This window comes from Paenibacillus glycanilyticus (assembly GCF_051200795.1).
In the GTDB taxonomy this organism is placed as follows: domain Bacteria; phylum Bacillota; class Bacilli; order Paenibacillales; family Paenibacillaceae; genus Pristimantibacillus; species Pristimantibacillus glycanilyticus.
Genome location: NZ_CP195155.1, coordinates 2,608,184 through 2,628,171 on the forward strand (window position 1 = coordinate 2,608,184; position 19,988 = coordinate 2,628,171).

The following is a 19,988-nucleotide window of genomic DNA, read 5'->3' on the forward strand; positions in this document are numbered from 1 at the left end:
GATGTCAAATAATCGATTGCTTGAATTGTTTGAACTAAATCCCGGATCGTACGTGTCGGGAGAAATGATCAGCCATGAGCTGGGCGTCAGCCGGACAGCCGTATGGAAGCAGATTAAGAAGCTGGAATCGCTGGGCTATGTCTTCGAAGCGTCAAGACGGCTTGGTTATAAGCTCGTGTCACCGCCGGATACCTTGTCTGTACCTAAGCTGATAAGCGAACTGAAATCCAAGGTGTTCGGCAGCTCGATTGAGTGGCATGAAGCGGTGGACTCTACGCAAAATCTGGCACAAAAGCTGGCGGAAGAAGGTGCGCCTGAAGGGACACTGGTTATTGCGGAGCAGCAGCATAACGGGCGCGGCCGAATGGGACGCGGATGGGTATCGCCGCAAGGAAAGGGCATTTGGATGAGCATGGTGCTCCGCCCGTCCGTGCCGATTCATTTTGCTCCCCAGCTGACTCTTCTTACAGCGGTAGCCTTGTGCCGGAGCTTGCGGCGAATCACTTCGCTGCCTATTGGAATCAAATGGCCCAACGATCTGTTGATCGAAGGAAAGAAGATTAGCGGCATTTTGCTGGAATCGACGGCGGAAGAGGAACGTCTCCGCTATGTCATTGCCGGAATCGGCATTAGCGTTAACTTGGAGAAATCGGATTATCCGGAGGAAATCCTCGAGAAGGTTACTTCCCTTCGAATTGCCAATGGTGGGGACGGCTTTGACCGAATCACGGTTATATCCGATTTCTTGCAGGAATGGGAGCAGCTTTATTTCCTCTATCTGGATAAAGGATTTGCGCCGATTATTACGCTTTGGGAAGCGTTATCGGTATCCCTTAACCAGCCGGCGCGGCTAATCACCCCGCAAGGAACAATCGACGGCGTACCGATTGGCCTCGACGCAAGCGGCGCATTAACCGTTCGCAAGGACGACGGCAGCACGGTTGTCGTATTCTCCGCCGAAATGGGCGAGCCCGTACGCTAAAGGCGTTTACGGGCACGCCTTTTTTTGCTACTATAAAGGAAGCAGGCGGTATCTGGTAAGAGCTGCACTGCGAAGGGTAATAGATGTTGTAAGCAAGCAAGGCACACTCTGCTCTGAGCCGTAGGGACCGAGACAGAAGGAAGCAATTATTTAGCATACGTTTCCTTTTTCGTTCGGGAACCTTTTTAGCAGCGGCTAAAAGGTTTTTTTGTGTTTATCCTAAAACTTAAAAGGGGATGAAGCGTAATGAGGAAACGTTTGACGATTACCAACCTCAAGAAGATGAAGCAGGACAAAAATCCGATCTCGATGCTGACCGCTTACGATTATCCGTCTGCCGTACTGGCAGAGGAGGCTGGACTGGACGTTATTCTGGTCGGCGATTCGCTGGGTAACGTTGTACTTGGTTATGACACAACGATACCGGTTACGCTCGATGATATGATTTATCATACACGCGCCGTTGCGCGCGGTGCCAAGAACACCTTTATCGTTACCGACATGCCGTTTATGACTTACGGCATCGGCAGGGAAACCACTCTCCGCAATGCAGCCCGTCTTATGCAGGAGGGCGGAGCCCAGGCGCTGAAGCTGGAGGGCGGAACGGAGATTGCTTCTGAAGTCGAAGCGCTCGTCAAAGCCGGCATTCCGGTGATGGGTCATATCGGACTTACGCCGCAATCGGTGCACCAGCTTGGCGGCTACAAAGTGCAGGGCAAGCTGGAGAAGGAAGCCCAAAAGCTAATGGAAGATGCCAAAGCGCTGGAGGCTGCGGGAGCCTTCGCGATTGTTCTTGAGCTTGTGACAGAGCCAATCGCGGAAGCGATCAGCAAGGAACTGACGATTCCGACGATAGGAATCGGAGCCGGACGCGGCTGCGACGGCCAGGTTCTCGTGTATCACGATATTTTGCAATATTCTTCTCCTTATATGGAGAAAAAAATGGTCAAAACTTATGCGGATATCGGCTCCACAATCCGGAGCGCCATTAGCAGTTATGTCAATGAAGTGAAAGCGGGAGCTTTCCCGGCTGAGGAGCACACGTTTGGCGCCAAGCCGGCAGCGATCAATCATCTGTATGGCGCAGGAGAAGCAACAAATACAAACAACGGTCAGGCAAGCAGAGAGGAGTCTCCCAAGCGTGATTTTGTGTCGAACCATAGCTGAACTAAAAAACGAACTTATTCTTATTAAAAAATCAAACGACAATGCTACAATCGGCTTAGTGCCGACAATGGGATTCCTGCATGAAGGCCATGCCAGCCTGATGCGCCAATCGGTGTCGGAGAACACCGCTTCGGTCTTATCTATTTTTGTCAACCCGATGCAGTTTGGTCCTAACGAAGACTTCGAGCGTTATCCGAGAGACGAGGCGAGGGATCTTGCGATTGCGAAGGAGAACGGCATCGATATCGTCTTTATGCCGGATGTAAAGGAAATGTACCCTTCGAAGCCGCGCACTTCGGTTATTATAAGCCAGCTTACGGACCGTCTGTGCGGTGCCTCGAGACCGGGGCATTTTGACGGAGTGGGTCTGGTCGTCAGCAAGCTGTTCCATCTGGTTCAGCCCGACCGGGCGTATTTCGGCATGAAGGATGCCCAGCAGCTTGCGGTTATTCAGCAAATGACCGATGATCTGAACATTCCGGTTGAGATCGTGCCATGTCCGATTGTACGGGAACCGGACGGTCTTGCGCTCAGCTCGCGCAATGTCTATTTGTCGGCTGAACAGCGCCAGCAGGCTGTCGTCTTATCCCAATCGTTAACCCTTGCGAAACAATGGATGAAAGAGAAAGGGATTACTCCCGAGGAACTGCTTGCAAGGGTAAAAGCTAAAATCAACGAAGCGAGCCAAGCTGACATTGACTACGTGGAATGGCTGACTTATCCTTCTCTGGAGCTTCCGGCTTGGAATGAGCCAATTGCTGCCCAGAGCGGTAAATTTATTTTGGCGCTTGCCGTCAGATTTGGCTCCACGCGCTTGATTGATAATGCCTTATTCGTACCAATTACCGAGGTGAATGATCATGTATAGAACGATGATGAAATCGAAGCTGCACCGCGCAACCGTCACGGAAGCGAACCTGAACTATGTCGGCAGCATTACCATTGACGAGGATTTGATGGATGCGGCCGATATTTGGGAAAATGAAAAGGTGCAAATCGTAAACAACAACAACGGCGCGCGTTTTGAAACGTATGTCATTACGGGCAAACGCGGCTCCGGCGTTATTTGCCTGAACGGCGCGGCGGCGCGTCAGGTACAGCCGGGAGACCAGGTCATTATTATTTCTTATGCTTCCATGTCCAACGAAGAAGCGCGCGCTCACAAGCCGATCGTAACGATTCTGGACAGCGACAACCGTCCGCTGAAAAGCTTGTCCGAGGAAATTCACGCAACGGTTTTGTAAAGCACCGATTCCAGCGCTATGTAACGAATGGCATGGGGTATGAAAAGCACCCCCGAAACAAAGAATGAGCATAACACTCCTCAATTCTTTGGTGAAGGCGGGATGCGTAATGTTCCAACAAATGTTCGATGCCATGAACGAAATACTGGATCACCTAATTGAAGCCTATCCAACCGCAAGCGGCGAGCAGAAAGCCCAATTCGATGAGCAGCTCGTGATGCTTAAGAAAATGAGCGATTCCCTTGTCGAGCAGTGGATTGATTTCGAAGAAAAGTTTTCTTATTTTGTGGAGCAGCATGCAGCAACCTTGGAAGGTCCCGTGACGCAAATGATTCCGCCGCCCATGCTGGCGATGGAGAGCAGCACAGAACTTGGCGAGCCGCCTGCTAAGCCTTCACCGGCAGCAGGGCCGGCTGCGCCGTCACCATCCAAGAAGCCAACTGCGCCGCCGCAGACTATGCATTCTGCTGCCAACCAGGCAGAGGAACATCAATCAGTATCAGCCGAGGAAGCTTACAATGCGGAGCTTGATATGGAAGTGCCGTACGAATACGCGATGATGATCTCGAAGGGGCAGGGGTATTATAAATTATTTATGTTTTCTGATGCTGCCACTCATTTTCAATCTGCGGTTTCTTACCTTCCGGAATGTAATCTGGCCCGGCTGTATCTGGCAATGACGCATATGCATCTGCAAAATTGGAGTGAGGCGCAGCGGCATTTCCAATTGCTGGTTTCATTAACGGACTATCCGAAGTGGCGTGCTTTAGGCTATAATGCCCTTGGGTGCATTCAAGCGATTTATATGAATTTAGAGCAGGCGGAGCAATTTTTCATTAAAGCATACGAAACCTGCCCAAGCTTCAAGGACCCGTTAAACAATTTGAAATGTTGTAAAGAAACGCCGCAGCAATTATCCTTATTTTTCGGCAGTACCGAGCTTTGCTGCTTATGAGGGGATAGAAACGTAATGAAATTCGCAGTATTGGATTTGGAAACGACAGGACATAGCGTCAGCGACGATATTTTGCAGGTGGGTTTGGCCGTGCTGAACGACAACCTCGAAATCGTTGAAACCTACAGCTCCTTTGTACGTCCTACAATAGAAATTCCGGCATTTATTACGCAGCTGACCGGCATCGACGCCGATATGGTGGCGGATGCTCCGGAATTGGATGAGGTGCTTCTGCAGCTCATCCCTCATCTGGAGGATGCCGTGCTGGTCGCTCACAACGTTAACTTCGACGCCGGATTTTTGAATCAGGCGCTTGACCGTTGCGGCTACCATCCGTTTATCGGACGGCGGCTGGATACGATTGAGCTGCTAAGAATTTTGTATCCGTCGATAACGACGTACCAGCTGGGCGCCGTAACCGAGCTGTTCGGCATTGCGCATGATCAGCATCACCGTGCCGACAGCGACGCGGTAGCGACCGCCGAATTATTTGCTCAATCCGTACAAAAGCTCAGACAGTTGCCGCTGCTTACTTTGCAGCGGCTATCCTTTCTTATAGACAACGGGAGCGATCTGAGCTGGTTTATGGCCGAGACGTTGAAATATGCCGAGCTTCATACGTCTATCGACATGAATGCTTATCAATATTTCAATCAATTTGCTCTCAAAGCCGGGGAATGGACCGACGAGCAGCCTGCCCGCGCCGACCAGGAGGAGGATCCGCTTAAAGACGTGTCCTTCGAGCAATATTTGGACGGTATCCGGCAGCGCTTTATGGAGAAGTATCCGAATTACGAAGAGCGTGAAGCGCAAACAACGATGTTCCGCGAAGTTTACGATTCCTTGTGCAATGACCGCCATCTGCTGATCGAAGCGGGTACGGGCACAGGCAAATCGCTAGGTTATTTGATTCCGGCGCTTTATTACGGCATTCAACAGGAAAGCAAAATCGTGGTCAGCACTCATACGATTAATCTGCAGGAACAGCTTCGTCAGCGGGACGTACCGCTGCTTCGCGAGATTTTACCTTTTGATTTCCGTGCTTCAATCTTCAAAGGCAGGGGCAATTATTTGTGTCTGCGGAAATTTGAAAGTAAAATCAATGCGAAGGATCTAGTTGCTCCCATTGATGATGCCATCACGGCATCGCAAATGGTCGTTTGGCTTAGCGAAACGGAAACCGGCGATCAGGAGGAACTGAACTTCGGCAATAAAGGCGCAGATTTCTGGTCTACCGTGGCGAGCGACGCGGATTCTTGCCTTAACCGTCAATGTCCGTGGTTTAAGCGCTGCTATTACCACCGCGCCAAGCATGAATCCAATATTGCAGATGTATGTATTACGAATCATTCCATGCTGTTTACGGATGTTCAAGCGGATCACCGTCTGCTGCCAAGCTACAGCCACCTGATTATTGATGAAGCGCATCACGTGGAAGAAGTGGCGGGCAAGCATCTTGGCATGCAATTAAATTATTTCTCCTTGACGCACCAGACAACAAGGCTGTTTAAGGATGCCCGTTCCGGTCTGCTTCCGGCGCTCAGACTTCGTCTTCAGCAGGAGGATGACGAGCGGGTTCAGGCATGGACGGAGACGATCGATACGGTTATTCCCGTGTTCCAGGACGTAAAGGAGCATTGGGATAAGCTATTTGAGCTGCTGTATGCCTTTGTGGGAGAGTCGGGAGAGGCCGGCAATGATAACGGTCAGGCCGTATGCCGTTTGCGCAGCGATACCCCGCCAAAGGGCTGGGATGACGTTCTGACGATTGAGAACAATGTGCATACGGAGCTAAGCCGCGTTGTGAAGACGGTGGATAAGATGGCATCGGATATCAAGGACCGGCTTGACGATCAATCGATACAGGGACTGATTACGGATTTAAACGGCGTAGTCCGTGATTTGACCCGGGTCAAGGATGATCTCCGAACGTTCCTTAAGATGGAGCAGAACTCGGAAGTCTATTGGATTGAGGCAAGCACGACATACCGATACCGTTCCGTTCATCTGTACGCGGTACCGGTCGACGTAAGCAAGCAGCTTCAACAATATTTCTTTGACGTGAAGGACAGCATTATTCTTACATCCGCAACCTTGTCCGTTCATAAATCGTTCCAATATGCGGAAGAGCAGCTTGGGCTGGAAGGCTTTGAAGAAAATAACCGGCTGAAAACCGTGCAGCTTCCGTCTCCCTTTAATTACCGGGAGCAAGCATTGGTTATTATCCCGCGTAATTTCCCGACCCTGAAGGGTTCGGCGGGCGACCCTCAATTCATCTCGATGCTGGTAAGCTCGCTTGCCGACTCTGCGGTTGAGACAAAAGGCCGCATGCTTGTGCTGTTCACTTCTTACCGGATGCTGAAGCAGGTCTACGAGCCGCTTAAGGAAGCTTTGGCTGGCTCCGGCATTCAAGTGCTCGGCCAAGGCATTGACAGCGGCAACCGGACGAAGCTGACGAGACGGTTCACCCAGCAGCCGGAGACGGTTCTGCTTGGCACAAGCAGCTTCTGGGAAGGGGTGGACATCCCGGGCGAAGCACTGACTTGCCTGGCTATCGTCCGCCTGCCGTTTCAGCCGCCTAATCATCCGCTTGTTGAAGCGAAGTCGGAGCTCTTGCAGAAGCAGAAGCAGAATCCTTTCATGAAGCTGTCCATTCCGCAAGCGGTTATCCGTTTTAAGCAAGGCTTCGGCAGACTTGTACGGACGGCCAAGGACAAAGGAATTGTTATTATCTACGACACGCGCGTCATTGATACGTATTACGGCAAGCACTTCCTCTATTCGCTGCCCGGTCCGAAGATCGAAACGATGCATATCGACCAGATGGTACCGCGGATGCGGGAATGGCTGCAAACGGAAGAGGAGGAAATCGGGTGAAGCAGGCGAAAATATCGGAGGCCGTTGTGAGACGGCTTCCCATCTACCTGCAGGTGCTGAACGAATTGTATAACCGTGAAGTGCAGACGGTTTCGTCGCAGGAGCTAGGGCTTAAGCTGGACCTTAATCCAGCTCAAATCCGAAAGGATCTTGCCTATTTCGGGGACTTCGGCCGTAAAGGCATCGGTTACGACGTCTCTTACCTGATCGAGAAAATTCAGCAGATTCTGAAGCTCGACCAGCGGATTAACGTTGCGCTTGTTGGCGCCGGCAATCTCGGACATGCCTTGTGCAACTACAATAAGTACTCCAAGGACAACATGAAAATTGTCGCGGTCTTCGATGACCATCAGAACAAGATAGGCACGATGATCAACAATTTGACCATTCTGCCAATGGATAAGCTGAAGGAGACCGTTCAGGAGAACAATATCCGGATTGGCATTATTACGGTCCCGGGTCCGGAAGCGCAAAACGTGGCCAATCAATTCGTGGAGGCAGGAATCGAGGGCATCCTGAATTTCGCTCCGGCGATTTTGCGTTTGCCCGAGCATATCCGCATTCACCATGCGGACTTTACGAGAGAGTTGCTCAGCTTGGCTTATTATTTGGAGAAGGAAAGGAATGAGCAGGAAAATGGCGCAGTTGTGGATTGAGAACGGCCTGTTTGTAACAATGAACGATGCCAATGAGGTTTTCCGTGGCCATATGGTCGTTACGGACAACCGAATTACATATATCGGAGCGAAGGCTCCAACTGGCCTGGATGAGCAGGTTGAGCGAATCGACGGCAGCAAGCTGGCATTTATGCCTGGACTTATTAATACGCATGGCCATGCCGCCATGTCGCTGCTTCGCGGTTATTCGGACGACCAGAATCTGCAGGTATGGCTGGAGCAGAAGATGTGGCCGATGGAAGCCAAATACGTCGACCAAGATACGCGTGCGGGCAGCGCGCTTGCGATCGTGGAGATGCTGAAGACGGGAACGACCGCTTTCGTCGATATGTACGATCGCATGGATCAGGTTGCGCAAATGGTGGAGCAATCGGGAATCCGGGGTGCTTTGACCCGCGGCGTAATCGGATTGTGCCCGGAGGAGATTCAACAGGCGAAGCTGAAGGAAGCGATTGCTTTTGCCCGTGACTGGAACGGTAAGGCGGACGGCCGAATCACAACGATGATCTCTCCGCATGCTCCTTACACTTGCCCTCCTGATTATATTGAGAAGTTTGTGCAGGCAGCCCATGATTACGATCTGCCGGTTCATACCCATATGTCAGAGACGCTTGCCGAAGTGGAGCAAAATGTACGCGATTACGGCTCCCGTCCGGTTGAACATCTGGACAAGCTTGGTTTCTTCTCGCGGCCGGCGCTTGTTGCGCATGCCGTGCATCTGAACGATGAAGAGATTGCCCTGCTGGCCGAGCGCAACGTTGCCGTATCCCATAACCCTGTCAGCAACCTCAAGCTGGCAAGCGGCGTGGCCCGCGTTCCCGAGCTCCTTCGCGCAGGCGTGACGGTGTCGCTTGGGACGGACAGCGTAGCAAGCAACAACAACCTGGACCTGTTCAAAGAGATTAAATTTGCGGCGTTGCTCCATAAAGGAATCTCAGGCGATCCGACCGTCATTCCGGCGATGGAAGCATTGCGAATGGGAACCGTCTACGGTGCCCGTTCGATCTGGCAGGAAGGCAGCATCGGGCAGCTTGCGGAAGGAATGAAAGCCGATTTTATCGCGATTGATCTGGAACAGCCGCATTACTATCCGCTTACGGATATCGTATCCCACCTTGTTTATTCCGGATCCGGCCGGGACGTCAAGCATGTATGGGTAGACGGCAAAAAGGTTGTTCATAACGGCGAATGCACGATGATGGACGAGGAAAAAATCCGTTACGAGGCACAGGCCAGCTTTGAACGGCTGCTCAACGCATAATGAGAGCGACAACTAGAAAACGTCAGCCGGTGATGAGTCCGAAGCGCTGGCTGGCTGTTTTCCTTGTCGCTCTGGTTGCTGTCATTGCGGTAGTCATTATGTACTACAACACCATTCAGCAGCCGTTCTGGAATTCGGAGAATCCGATCCGGAAAGAGGCAAAGGAAGCAGCCGGCCTGAGCGAGGTATCATCCATCACGAAGCAGGTTTGGGATACGACATCGTGGATCGTGAAGGGCGAGAATGACGCGAAAGAAGAAATTTACGTATGGCTGATCGGTCCGGACAAGACCGTTCAAACGGTTAAAGCCTCCGAATCAACGGATAAAGATGCCATTAAGCAAGCCGTCTTGCAGAAGAAACCCGATGCGGCGGTCAAACGCATTCAGCCGGGAACTTTAAACGGCCAGCTCGTTTGGGAAGTATTCTATTCGCAAGGCAAGAATCCCGAGAAATACAGCTACGATTTCTATGATTTCCGCAGCGGTGCGTACGTGACCGAATATCATCTTCCCGCCAAAACAGCGAGCTAGCCGCAATAACGCGACTGGCTCCGCTTCCTGTTTTTACACCGCCTCTTTGATGTCGTTATATGATATACTTTCGTATGGCAGAGTTGATATACGTTAGTGTTGCTATATAACAGATATAGAGGAGGAAACCAACTATGAAACTTCGTATTGTCCCGTTCGTGCTTTCCGCTGTAGCTACAGCCTTGCTGCTATTCGGTGGATGGATGTTATATAAGCAGTTCGCCGTTGTTTCTCCTTTCCAGAAGTCTATTGGACAAATTGAAGGCATTGCTTCGGCGAATGCTCCTACTATAGATCAAGACCGCGTTTCGGTGCAGGTAACCCTTAAGCCGGATGCGAATTTGAAAGACGTTTACGAATCGATTTCCAAAGAAGGCAAAGAGGCGATTGGCAGCCGCGAGCTGTCGCTCGACATTACGAATCAAGCGCCAAGCGATCAATTAGAGAAGGTGTGGTCTTCGGTTCTGTTTAATGTGGCTGAAGCGATGGAAAAGAAAAACTACTCGGAGATTCCGAATGCTCTTCATAAAGCAATCGCAAATCACGCCGGCATTACATTCGAAACCGCGCTTGACGATAACAATGTGTACATTACGCTGAAGGATGGTAACTCGACGAAGTATGTAGTGCTTCCACGCACTCCTGCTATGCTGGAGGTGTCGGCTAATGCGTAAATATTGGATTGAGATTACGGCAGGCTTTGTTCTGATGACAGTTGTTTTCCTTGCTTACAGAGGAGTTAATATTTTCCCTGTCCTGCTGCTTGCTTGTTTGGCGGGGGGAGTCTGGTTTGCATCGCGCGGAGGCAAAGGACGTATGACCGCTCTGCCGGGGTCTAAGCGCAGCAAGCAGATTCACGCGGTATCCATCAGTTTTGATCAGATTGGCGGTCAAGACAGAGCCAAGCAAGAGCTTACCGAAGCTTTGGACTTCCTGGTTAAACAAGACGAGATTGCGAAGCTTGGCATTCGACCGATGAAAGGGATTCTCCTTACAGGCCCTCCGGGCACAGGTAAGACGCTGCTTGCGAAGGCAGCCGCCCATTATACGGATTCCATCTATCTGGCTGCCTCGGGCAGTGAATTCGTCGAGATGTATGTGGGCGTAGGTGCGGGACGTATCCGAGATTTGTTCAAAGAAGCTCGCGAGAAAGCAAGAAAAGCAGGCAAGAAAAGCGCCGTTATCTTTATCGACGAGATTGATGTTATCGGAGGCAAGCGGGACGGCGGGCAGCATCGTGAATACGATCAGACGCTGAATCAGCTGCTTACCGAAATGGACGGCATTCATTCCGACGAGGCGCCGCGTATCCTGATTATTGCCGCGACGAACCGCAAAGAGATGCTGGACAGCGCGCTTCTCCGTCCTGGGCGTTTCGACCGCCATATCGGCGTGGATCTACCGGACAAGAAAGGACGCCTTCATATTTTGCGTCTGCATGCGGCCAATAAACCGCTTGATGAGTCGGTTGACCTGGAACGAATCGCATCCGAATCGTTCGGCTTCTCCGGTGCCCAGCTGGAAAGCGTCATGAACGAAGGCGCAATCTACGCGATGCGCGAGCAGAGCGGGACGATTCTGGAGCAGCATCTGGCGATGGCCATCGATAAAGTCATGATGGGCGAGAAAACGGACCGCGAGGCTACGGCGGAAGAGCGTGAACGTGTTGCCTTGCACGAACTTGGTCATGCTATATCCGCAGAGCTGGTTCGGCCGGGCAGCGTATCTCAGGTGGCTTTGTCGCCGCGTGGTCAAGCGCTTGGTTATGTCCGTCATAACCCGCAGCAGGACCGCTACCTGTACACGAAAGAGTTCTTGGAAAGCCAGATTATGATCGCGCTTGGCGGAGCAGCCGCCGAAGAGATTTTCTACGGCGGACGCAGCACCGGCTCCCGAGGCGACTTCGATCAAGCGATGAATATCGTTCGCACAATGGTTGAATCGGGACTTACGGAGCTTGGCATCATTGACGCCAACATGATGACGCCGGACAAATGGGCGAACATTACCCGTTCCATCCTGGATGAGCTGATGAGCAAGACAAAAGCGATGCTGGAAGCAAAACGCGAAGTATTCGTTCAATCCCTGGATGTGCTGATCAAGGAAGAAACGCTTGGCGGCGACGATTTCCGTGCTCTTCTGAGCCGGTTGTCCCAAAGCGCATAATAATGGTATACCGTAATGAACGGCAGTTCATGTTAAACTGCCGTTCATTTTTTGGTGTAAAGGCAACAAAATCGAAAAGCGCATAAATCGTTCATTTGTTGTTCATGAGGTGTTCAAGATCCGTTCATCCTTCCGCCTTCATTCTTTGACTAAAAAAGGGTATAATGGATGCGAGGTAGAGAGAATTATTCTCAATCACACCCATAAAGAGAGAAAACATACGAGGAGAGAATTTACAGAATTATGGCAATTAAAAAAGTTGGCGTTATCGGCGCCGGTACAATGGGGCAAGGAATTGCGGAAATGCTCGCATCTAAAGGGCTGGATGTGTATGTAATCGAAAGCTCGGAGGAACGCTTAACATACGGTATGCAGATGATCGAACTCAACCTGGATAAGCAGATTGAGAAATGGGCTCTGACGCAGGCTGAGAAAAAACTGATTCTGAATCGTATCCATACATGCACGAGCTATGAGGACCTGACTTCCTGCGAGCTGGTTATCGAATCTATCACCGAGGATTTGGAAAGCAAAAAGCAGGTCATCAAGAAGCTGGACGAGATTTGCGACGATAACGTCATTATTGCCAGCAATACCTCCACGCTTAGCTTAACCGAGCTGGCAAGCGTAACCGTCCATCCGGAGCGCGTTATCGGCCTTCACTTTATTTATCCGGTATCCAAGATCGACCTGGTTGAAATTGTCCGCGGCCTGAAAACCTCCGATGCCACGTTTGACGCAACGAAGGAATTCGTGGATGAGGTGATTCAGAAAAAAGGAATCATGGTGTTCGAGTCGCCAGGTTTTGTAACAACCCGTCTGATCTGCCTCTTCATTAACGAAGCGCTGCATGTTCTCGAGGAAGGCGTAGCATCGGCCGAGGATATCGACAATGCGATGCGTATCGGCTATTCGTTCCAGAGCGGACCTTTCGAGATGGCGGACCGCTTTGGCTTAGACTCCGTCCTTGCTGCCCTTGACCGGATGTTCCGCGAGTACGGGGAATTGAAATACCGTCCGTCCATCGTCCTGAAGAAGATGGTGCGCGGTGGACATCTCGGCGTGAAATCGGGCGTCGGATTTTTCAAATATGACAAGGATGGGGACCGTATCTAGATGAAAGTACTCGTAATCAATGCAGGAAGCTCTTCGCTGAAATATCAGCTTTATAATATGGAGAATGAGACGGTGCTTGCGAGCGGGCGCGTAGAGAGAATCGGAATGGATTCCTCGATCGTGACCCACGAACCTCCAGGCAAGCCGGATGTGACGCAAGTAAGCGAGATTCTTGACCACATCACGGCGGTTAAAAAAGTGATCGACATGCTGACGCATCCCGAGCATGGCGTAGTAGCTTCGATGGGAGAGATCGACGCGGTTGGGCACCGGATCGTGCACGGCGGCGAAGTGTTCAAAAGCTCGGCGCTTGTAACGGCTGAAGTGAAGCAGGAAATCAAAAAGCTGTTCGATCTTGCTCCGCTTCATAATCCTGCGCATATGATGGGCATCAACGCGGTGGAAGCCAATATGCCTAACGTTCCGCAGGTGGTCGTATTCGATACCGCCTTCCATCAGACCATGCCTAATACTTCCTACTTGTATCCTATCCCTAGAGTGTTGTACCGCCGCCATAAAGTGCGTCGTTACGGCTTCCACGGAACATCGCATCAATATGTCAGCCGGAAGGCTGCCAAGTTCCTTGGCAAGCCCCTGGAGTCGCTGAAGATGATCTCCTGCCATATCGGCAACGGAGCAAGCGCAACGGCCATTCTGGACGGCAAGTCGTTCGACACCCGCATGGGGATGACGCCGCTGGAAGGCTTGATGATGGGTACCCGCAGCGGTGACCTGGATCCGGCCATTGTTCCGTACGTGATGAACAAAGAAGAACTGACGCTAAGCGAAGTGAATTCGATGCTGAATAAACACAGCGGCATGCTTGCGATCTCCGGCATCAGCAGCGATATGCGCGAAATCGTGGAAGCAATGGGCGAAGGCGACGCCAACGCAAAGCTGGCTTTCGATATGTATACGTACCGCGTCCGCAAATATATCGGCGCTTACGCGGCAGCGATGAACGGCGTTGACGTTATCCTGTTTACGGCAGGGGTTGGCGAGAACTCGAACGTTCTGCGCAAGGCGGTATGCGAAGGCATCTCGTTCCTGGGCGTTGAACTGGATGAAGAACGCAACAATATTCGCAGCAAGGAAGTACGCGAGATTTCGACGGATGCTTCCCGCGTGAAGGTACTGGTTGTACCGACTAACGAGGAGCTTCTAATCGCCCGCGATACGTATGCGATTGTGAAAGGCGAGTCCAAATAAGAATAGCAGTAGTTAAGGTAGCGGAGGGATCGATTGCATGAGCAATGAGGACATGTGGAAGGCCTATTCGCGGGGGATGGCGGCCGTCATGAATGAAGGGGGCGTGCATGTATCCGCGCTTCTTCTACGGTCTTACCGCCAATTGAATTTATCCGATACGGAAGCCATGCTGCTGCTGCAGCTTATGCTGTTCGGAGAATCGGAAGGGATTGAATTCCCCACAATGGAGCAGCTGGCAGAACGTACCGGCTCGACGACCAGAACCATTGAGCAGACGATTGGCCGTCTGATGAAAGAAGGTTTCTTGACCATCGACGAGCGGATTGATCCGGTGACCGGAATTCAATCCGAGCAATATAATTGGAGCGGATGGCTGCTGAAGGCTGCTGAATGGGCGGCTGAAGAGAAGCGGGAGACGCGGAGAGCGGAGCGGCGCACGGTGAAGCGGGCCACGGATCCGGGCAACATTTTCTCCGTGTTCGAACAGGAATTCGGACGTCTGTTATCGCCGATGGAATGCGAGACGATATCCGGATGGCTCGATCAGGACCGTTACGCGGATGAATTGATCCGGTTTGCCTTGAAGGAAGCCGTCTTTGCAGGCAAGCTGAATTTCCGTTATATCGACCGGATTCTGATCGAGTGGGGCCGAAACCGGGTGACGAACGTGGATGAGGCAAGAGCCCATTCCCAGAAGTTCCGTGGACCACGCGGATAGCACTTATATCGATTATACGAAAGCCTTGTACTTCCTAATGCGGAAGGACAAGGCTTTTTTCATTCCGTTATCGCGAGAACTGCTTCCTGTATTTCAGGGGCGATGTGCCTGCGTATGCCCGAAAGCAATTGGAAAAGTATGGCGCATGGCGGAAGCCCGTCTTATCGGCGATAACCGAGATGGACCATTCGGTCTTTACGAGAAGCAGCTTGGCTTGCTCCAGCCGATATTGGTGCAAATAGTCCATGGGGGAGCAGTGATAGATTTCTTTCATGCACCTGACGATGTAATTGGGATGAAAATGAAGCGCCTCCGCCAAGATCGCGTTGGTCAGCTCCGATTGATAATGCTGCCGGATATAGGCTTCCGTCTTGCTGGCGAGCTTCATGGCCGGAGAATCCGTATTCGCGCGATCCCGCCGTTCCTCCAGTAAGCCAAACAGCTCGATAAAGAGCTGATGTTCGTGCCAATAAACGCCTCGTTGATGCTCGTTGGAGTAGGTTAACAGCTGAACGAGATGCCGCTCGGCAAGAGTAAATTCAGGCGGCGCCGCATATTGGGGAATCTGGATAAAATAAGGGTTTTCCCAGACCTGTCGCAAAGGCATAGGCGGGGAAGAAGGTTCCGACGCATGCTCCTCCCATTCCCCTTTAAAGTCGAAATGAATCCAATAAAAGGATGTGTCGCTGTCGCAAGGCTTAGTCGAATAATGATAGCGGTCCGGCAGAAGCAGCAGCGCCTCACCGGCTTTGACTTCCCACTGCTTGTCTTCTTCCCCGATATATAACGTTCCTTTCGTTACCCACAGGAGATCAAACAAGCCAAGGTTGCGGCGGTTAGGATGTTGCTCGCCGGGCTTATACACGGTCTGGCCGATCGCGATGTAGTAGGGTATAGGAGGAAGCTGAAGGGTTACGTATGTCATGCGGTTAGCCCATCTCCCGTCAGTGTTATATTTTATAAAAAAGAAGGTCGTTTTGCTTGTAGTTTCCTTGTCTTCCCGAGAATAAACTAGAAATCAGCAATAATCAAATCTTTTATATTCGAGCAGGAGGAACGTTCATGGCGAAGCAACTTAACAGGCAGCTGGGAAGCAGTCAGGTACATATTGAGGATGCTTTTTGGAACCGCTTTACGGAGCTGGTGCGCGAGACCGTCATTCCTTATCAATGGGAAGCGTTAAACGACCGGATCGCGGATGCGGAGCCAAGCTATGCCATCCGTAATTTCCGTGTCGCGGCGGGACTTGAAGAGCATCCCTACGGCGGTATGGTGTTCCAGGACAGCGACGTGGCGAAGTGGCTGGAGGCGGTTGGTTATTCCTTGGCGAATCATCCCGATGCCGAGCTGGAGCGCACCGCAGATGAAGTGATTGATCTCATCGCGATGGCTCAGCATGAAAATGGCTATTTAAATACGTATTTCACGATAAAAGATCCGGGCAAGCAGTGGACCAATCTGTATGAGGCGCATGAGCTGTATTGCGCGGGCCATATGATGGAAGCGGCGGTTGCTTATTATGAAGCTACGGGAAAACGCAAGCTGCTGGACGTCATGAGCCGGTTCGCCGATCATATCGACGAGGTTTTCGGCGCGGAGGAAGGCAAGCTGAGAGGCTATGACGGCCATCAGGAGATTGAGCTTGCGCTGGTGAAGCTGTACCGGGCGACTGGGGAAGAGCGTTATTTGAAGCTGGCCCAGTTCTTTATTGACGAACGCGGGGCGGAGCCGAATTTCCTGGTCGAAGAAGGGATACAGCGTGACGGCTATAGTTTGTGGGCCGGAGGCAAACGCCCGATTCCAACCGTGCCGCAATTAGCGTACAACCAGGCGCATAAGCCGGTCCGCGAGCAGGAAGCGGCGGTGGGCCACTCGGTCCGCGCCGTGTATATGTATACCTCTATGGCGGATTTGGCGAGATTGACCGGGGATAAGCTGCTCCTTGAAGCCTGCGAGCGGTTATGGAACAACATGACGCGAAAACAAATGTATATTACCGGCGGCATCGGTTCCACGCATCACGGCGAGGCATTCTCCTTTGACTATGATCTGCCGAACGATACGGTATACGCGGAAACCTGCGCCTCTATCGGCCTCATCTTCTTTGCGCAGCGGATGCTGAAGCTGGAAGCAAAAAGCGAATACGCCGATGTCCTGGAGAGAGCATTGTATAACAACGTGGTAGGCAGCATGTCGCAGGACGGCAAGCATTACTTCTACGTCAATCCGCTTGAAGTATGGCCGCAAGCCTCCGAGAAAAATCCGGGCCGCCATCATGTGAAGGCCGAGCGTCAGAAATGGTTTGGCTGCTCCTGCTGTCCTCCCAACGTGGCGCGTCTGCTAAGCTCCTTGAATGACTATATTTATACGATATCTGCCGCGAACAATACGATTTACGCCCATTTGTTTATCGGCAGCGAAGCCCGATTTGAACTCGCTGCAGGCTCCGTTGCATTAAATCAGCAATCGCAGCTTCCGTGGAAAGGGTATACCCGATTCGAATTTACCGAAGTTCCGGGAACACCGTTTACATTTGCCCTTCGGATTCCATCCTGGAGCAGGGGGACGGCCGTACTGAAAATTAATGGCCAGGCGGCGGAATTCAAGGCAGAGAAGGGGTACGCAGTTGTTAACCGCAATTGGCAGCGGGGAGACGTTGCGGAATGGGAGCCGGCGCTTGAAGCTCAATTGACAGCCGCGCACCCTCAAATCCGCGCAAATGCCGGCAAGGTGGCTATTGAGCGCGGTCCGCTTGTTTATTGCTTGGAGGAAACGGATAACGGAAGTCCGCTTGCCGCGGTGTCGCTCGTTACAACGGGAGAGCTTCATTCTCGATTTGATGATCAATTGCTGGGCGGAGCGGTTGTCATTGAAGCCGAGGGGCAGCTGGATGAACAGGATTCCTGGCAGGAGGATACGCCGTATCGTCCGTATGAGCAGCGCAGCGCTTCAAAGCACATTCAGTTGAAGGCTGTACCATACTATCTCTGGGGCAACCGAGAGAAAGGCGAGATGACAGTCTGGATTCGGGCTTTGGGATAGATCGTAAGGAGAGCATGCGAATTGCCGCATGCTTTCTTTTTTACTGGGAAAAAGGACAATGCAAACTTTGCATTGTCCTTTTTTTGCATTTCCAGGAGTCATTAAACTGCTATACCTAGTAACCTGAGCGTTAGTAGACGGCGATGGAGATTTCTATAATTAAGTCAAATGCTAAAGAAACAGGTGACTTGAGACGATGCTAAAAAAACTGAAACGCTATTCAAGCTATTGGCAGCTTTACGTCATGGTACTTCCTGCCGCGATTATTCTGCTCATGAACAACTATGTACCGATGTTTGGTTTGCTGATTGCCTTCAAAAACGTGAATTACACGGACGGCATATTCGGCAGTCCTTGGGCAGGACTCTCTAATTTTAAATTTTTGTTTGCAACGAATGACTCATGGATCATCACGCGAAACACGATTTTGTATAACGCCGTTTTTATTCTGTTGAACATTACAATACCGGTTATTCTCGCAATCCTGCTTAACGAGCTAAGGAGCAAGTTTCTGCCGAAGCTTTATCAAAGCGCGATGTTCTTCCCATTCTTTTTATCGATGGTTGTTGTCAGTTATCTCGTATTCGCATTCTTGAGTCCCGAAAATGGGTTTATGAATAGCACCGTGCTTCCCTCCATGGGAATAGATCCTAAAGATTGGTACTCCGACCCTAAATATTGGCCTTTTATCCTTCCGCTCGTCAACGTGTGGAAAAATATCGGCTACTATACGATTTTTTTTGCGGCAGCCATGGTCGGATTCAATCAAGAATATTATGAAGCGGCCGTTATTGACGGCGCAGGCAAATGGCAGCAAGCCTTTCGGATTACGCTGCCTCAGTTGTACCCGTTAATTATCGTGCTGACCCTGCTTCAAATCGGTCGAATATTCTATGCCGATTTTGGCTTATTCTATCAAGTTCCGCTTGATGCAGGCGCTTTGTATAACACCACTAACGTCATTGACACCTATGTGTACCGCACTTTCATAAAAATGGGCGATACGGGGATGTCTTCGGCAGCCGGGCTTTATCAGTCGGTTATTGGTTTTGTAATTGTATTCGCTTCAAACTATATCGTCCGCAAGACTAACAAGGAAAATGCGCTGTTCTAGGAGGAGTTGCACATGCTGATTCGTCGCAAAAGAAGTTTCAACGACATTGGATTTACTGCGAATTTAGTCATTAATCTTATTTTTATAGGTATAGCCGTGTTATGCATCGTTCCCTTATTGCTTGTTATATCTGTGTCCTTTACGGATGAAAATACATTGATCAACGAAGGCTATCATTTCTTTCCAACACACTGGAGTACAACGGCTTACGAGTATCTATTTCAGGATATGAGCCAAATATTGAGATCTTACGGGAACTCCTTCCTGGTAACGGGAGTGGGGACTTTAATCGGCCTTGTTATTATGGCTCTATATGCTTACCCGATTGCAAGAACGGACTTTCCGCATCAGAAATTTTTCTCCATATTCATGTTTCTGACGATGCTGTTTAATGGAGGCCTTGTTCCATGGTACATGGTATACGTGAAGTATCTTCATCTGAAAGACAGCTATTGGGCGCTTATATTGCCTATGCTCGTTGGGCCGTTTTTTGTCCTTATTTTAAGAACCTTCTTCAAGGGCTTGCCTATTGAATTAATTGAATCTGCCAAGATTGACGGGGCAAGCGAATTCAGAATCTTTAGATCCGTCATTCTTCCGTTATCTACGCCGGTGCTTGCAACCGTAGCTTTGTTCTCCACCCTGGGCTACTGGAATGACTGGTTTATGAGCCTTGTCTTCATTACGGATGACAGCAAGGTCTCGCTTCAATACCTGATGTACAAAACGATGCTGAACATCCAGTACTTAAGCGCCAATACGCAGGCTGCTCAAGGGATAGCCTCAGGGGGCACGCATATCGAGCTGCCGAGCGAATCTGCCCGCATGGCCATGTGTATTGTCGGAATCGGACCCATTATATTCGCTTATCCTTTTTTCCAGCGTTACTTCGTAAAAGGACTTACGGTTGGTGCCGTTAAAGGCTAA

The 19,988-nt window shown here is 50.9% G+C and carries 18 protein-coding genes; 17 read left to right on the plus strand and 1 reads right to left on the minus strand.

Annotated features, from left to right (window positions below):
• Position 1: 1 nt before the first annotated feature.
• The 14 genes from ACR9FF_RS12020 (at position 2) to ACR9FF_RS12085 (ending at position 14,905) form a co-directional block, all read left to right on the plus strand.
• A complete protein-coding gene (locus ACR9FF_RS12020) occupies positions 2-982 on the plus strand; it encodes a biotin--[acetyl-CoA-carboxylase] ligase (RefSeq protein ID WP_201003518.1) in 981 nt (326 codons plus the stop codon).
• Between the two features lie 246 nt (positions 983-1,228).
• Positions 1,229-2,149 carry a 3-methyl-2-oxobutanoate hydroxymethyltransferase gene (panB, locus tag ACR9FF_RS12025; protein ID WP_127494088.1) on the plus strand — a complete coding sequence of 307 codons (921 nt, stop codon included), beginning with the start codon at positions 1,229-1,231 and terminating at the stop codon, positions 2,147-2,149.
• Positions 2,124-3,017: a pantoate--beta-alanine ligase gene (panC, locus tag ACR9FF_RS12030; protein ID WP_435171249.1), complete on the plus strand. Its 894-nt coding sequence runs from the start codon at positions 2,124-2,126 to the stop codon at positions 3,015-3,017. The genes panB and panC overlap by 26 nt, the downstream gene beginning before the upstream one ends.
• The gene (gene panD, locus ACR9FF_RS12035; RefSeq protein ID WP_015844046.1) at positions 3,010-3,393 is read left to right on the plus strand and encodes an aspartate 1-decarboxylase; all 384 of its coding nucleotides are present in this window, start codon (positions 3,010-3,012) and stop codon (positions 3,391-3,393) included. Before panC ends, panD begins: the two co-directional genes overlap by 8 nt.
• 109 nt (positions 3,394-3,502) lie before the next feature.
• Positions 3,503-4,348 (plus strand): hypothetical protein, encoded by an 846-nt coding sequence (locus tag ACR9FF_RS12040; protein WP_127494084.1) that lies wholly within the window; start codon positions 3,503-3,505, stop codon positions 4,346-4,348.
• Between the two features lie 15 nt (positions 4,349-4,363).
• Positions 4,364-7,225 (plus strand): ATP-dependent DNA helicase DinG, encoded by a 2,862-nt coding sequence (gene dinG, locus ACR9FF_RS12045; RefSeq protein ID WP_435171252.1) that lies wholly within the window; start codon positions 4,364-4,366, stop codon positions 7,223-7,225.
• Positions 7,222-7,881 carry a redox-sensing transcriptional repressor Rex gene (locus tag ACR9FF_RS12050; RefSeq protein WP_127494080.1) on the plus strand — a complete coding sequence of 220 codons (660 nt, stop codon included), beginning with the start codon at positions 7,222-7,224 and terminating at the stop codon, positions 7,879-7,881. Before dinG ends, ACR9FF_RS12050 begins: the two co-directional genes overlap by 4 nt.
• Positions 7,850-9,163 (plus strand): amidohydrolase, encoded by a 1,314-nt coding sequence (locus ACR9FF_RS12055; protein ID WP_435171254.1) that lies wholly within the window; start codon positions 7,850-7,852, stop codon positions 9,161-9,163. Before ACR9FF_RS12050 ends, ACR9FF_RS12055 begins: the two co-directional genes overlap by 32 nt.
• On the plus strand, positions 9,163-9,696 hold the full coding sequence (locus ACR9FF_RS12060) for a DUF5590 domain-containing protein (protein ID WP_435171256.1): 534 nt from the start codon (positions 9,163-9,165) through the stop codon (positions 9,694-9,696). Before ACR9FF_RS12055 ends, ACR9FF_RS12060 begins: the two co-directional genes overlap by 1 nt.
• A gap of 134 nt (positions 9,697-9,830) precedes the next feature.
• Positions 9,831-10,370, plus strand: coding sequence for a hypothetical protein (locus tag ACR9FF_RS12065; protein ID WP_435171258.1), 540 nt, complete (start codon positions 9,831-9,833; stop codon positions 10,368-10,370).
• The gene (locus ACR9FF_RS12070) at positions 10,363-11,862 is read left to right on the plus strand and encodes an AAA family ATPase (protein WP_435171260.1); all 1,500 of its coding nucleotides are present in this window, start codon (positions 10,363-10,365) and stop codon (positions 11,860-11,862) included. The genes ACR9FF_RS12065 and ACR9FF_RS12070 overlap by 8 nt, the downstream gene beginning before the upstream one ends.
• A 243-nt stretch (positions 11,863-12,105) precedes the next feature.
• Positions 12,106-12,978, plus strand: coding sequence for a 3-hydroxyacyl-CoA dehydrogenase family protein (locus ACR9FF_RS12075; protein ID WP_127494070.1), 873 nt, complete (start codon positions 12,106-12,108; stop codon positions 12,976-12,978).
• Positions 12,979-14,187 carry an acetate/propionate family kinase gene (locus ACR9FF_RS12080; protein WP_435171263.1) on the plus strand — a complete coding sequence of 403 codons (1,209 nt, stop codon included), beginning with the start codon at positions 12,979-12,981 and terminating at the stop codon, positions 14,185-14,187.
• A gap of 37 nt (positions 14,188-14,224) precedes the next feature.
• A complete protein-coding gene (locus tag ACR9FF_RS12085) occupies positions 14,225-14,905 on the plus strand; it encodes a DnaD domain-containing protein (protein WP_127494066.1) in 681 nt (226 codons plus the stop codon).
• A gap of 67 nt (positions 14,906-14,972) precedes the next feature.
• On the opposite strand, the gene ACR9FF_RS12090 is transcribed toward ACR9FF_RS12085, so the two are convergent.
• Complete coding sequence (locus ACR9FF_RS12090) at positions 14,973-15,830, minus strand: AraC family transcriptional regulator (protein ID WP_435171266.1); 858 nt, start codon at positions 15,828-15,830, stop codon at positions 14,973-14,975.
• Positions 15,831-15,967: 137 nt separating this feature from the next.
• Between ACR9FF_RS12090 and ACR9FF_RS12095 the strand changes: the two genes are divergently transcribed.
• The 3 genes from ACR9FF_RS12095 (at position 15,968) to ACR9FF_RS12105 (ending at position 19,988) form a co-directional block, all read left to right on the plus strand.
• A complete protein-coding gene (locus ACR9FF_RS12095) occupies positions 15,968-17,947 on the plus strand; it encodes a glycoside hydrolase family 127 protein (RefSeq protein WP_435171268.1) in 1,980 nt (659 codons plus the stop codon).
• Positions 17,948-18,143: 196 nt separating this feature from the next.
• Positions 18,144-19,061: an ABC transporter permease gene (locus ACR9FF_RS12100; protein ID WP_435171270.1), complete on the plus strand. Its 918-nt coding sequence runs from the start codon at positions 18,144-18,146 to the stop codon at positions 19,059-19,061.
• 12 nt (positions 19,062-19,073) lie between these two features.
• Positions 19,074-19,988, plus strand: coding sequence for a carbohydrate ABC transporter permease (locus ACR9FF_RS12105; protein ID WP_435171272.1), 915 nt, complete (start codon positions 19,074-19,076; stop codon positions 19,986-19,988).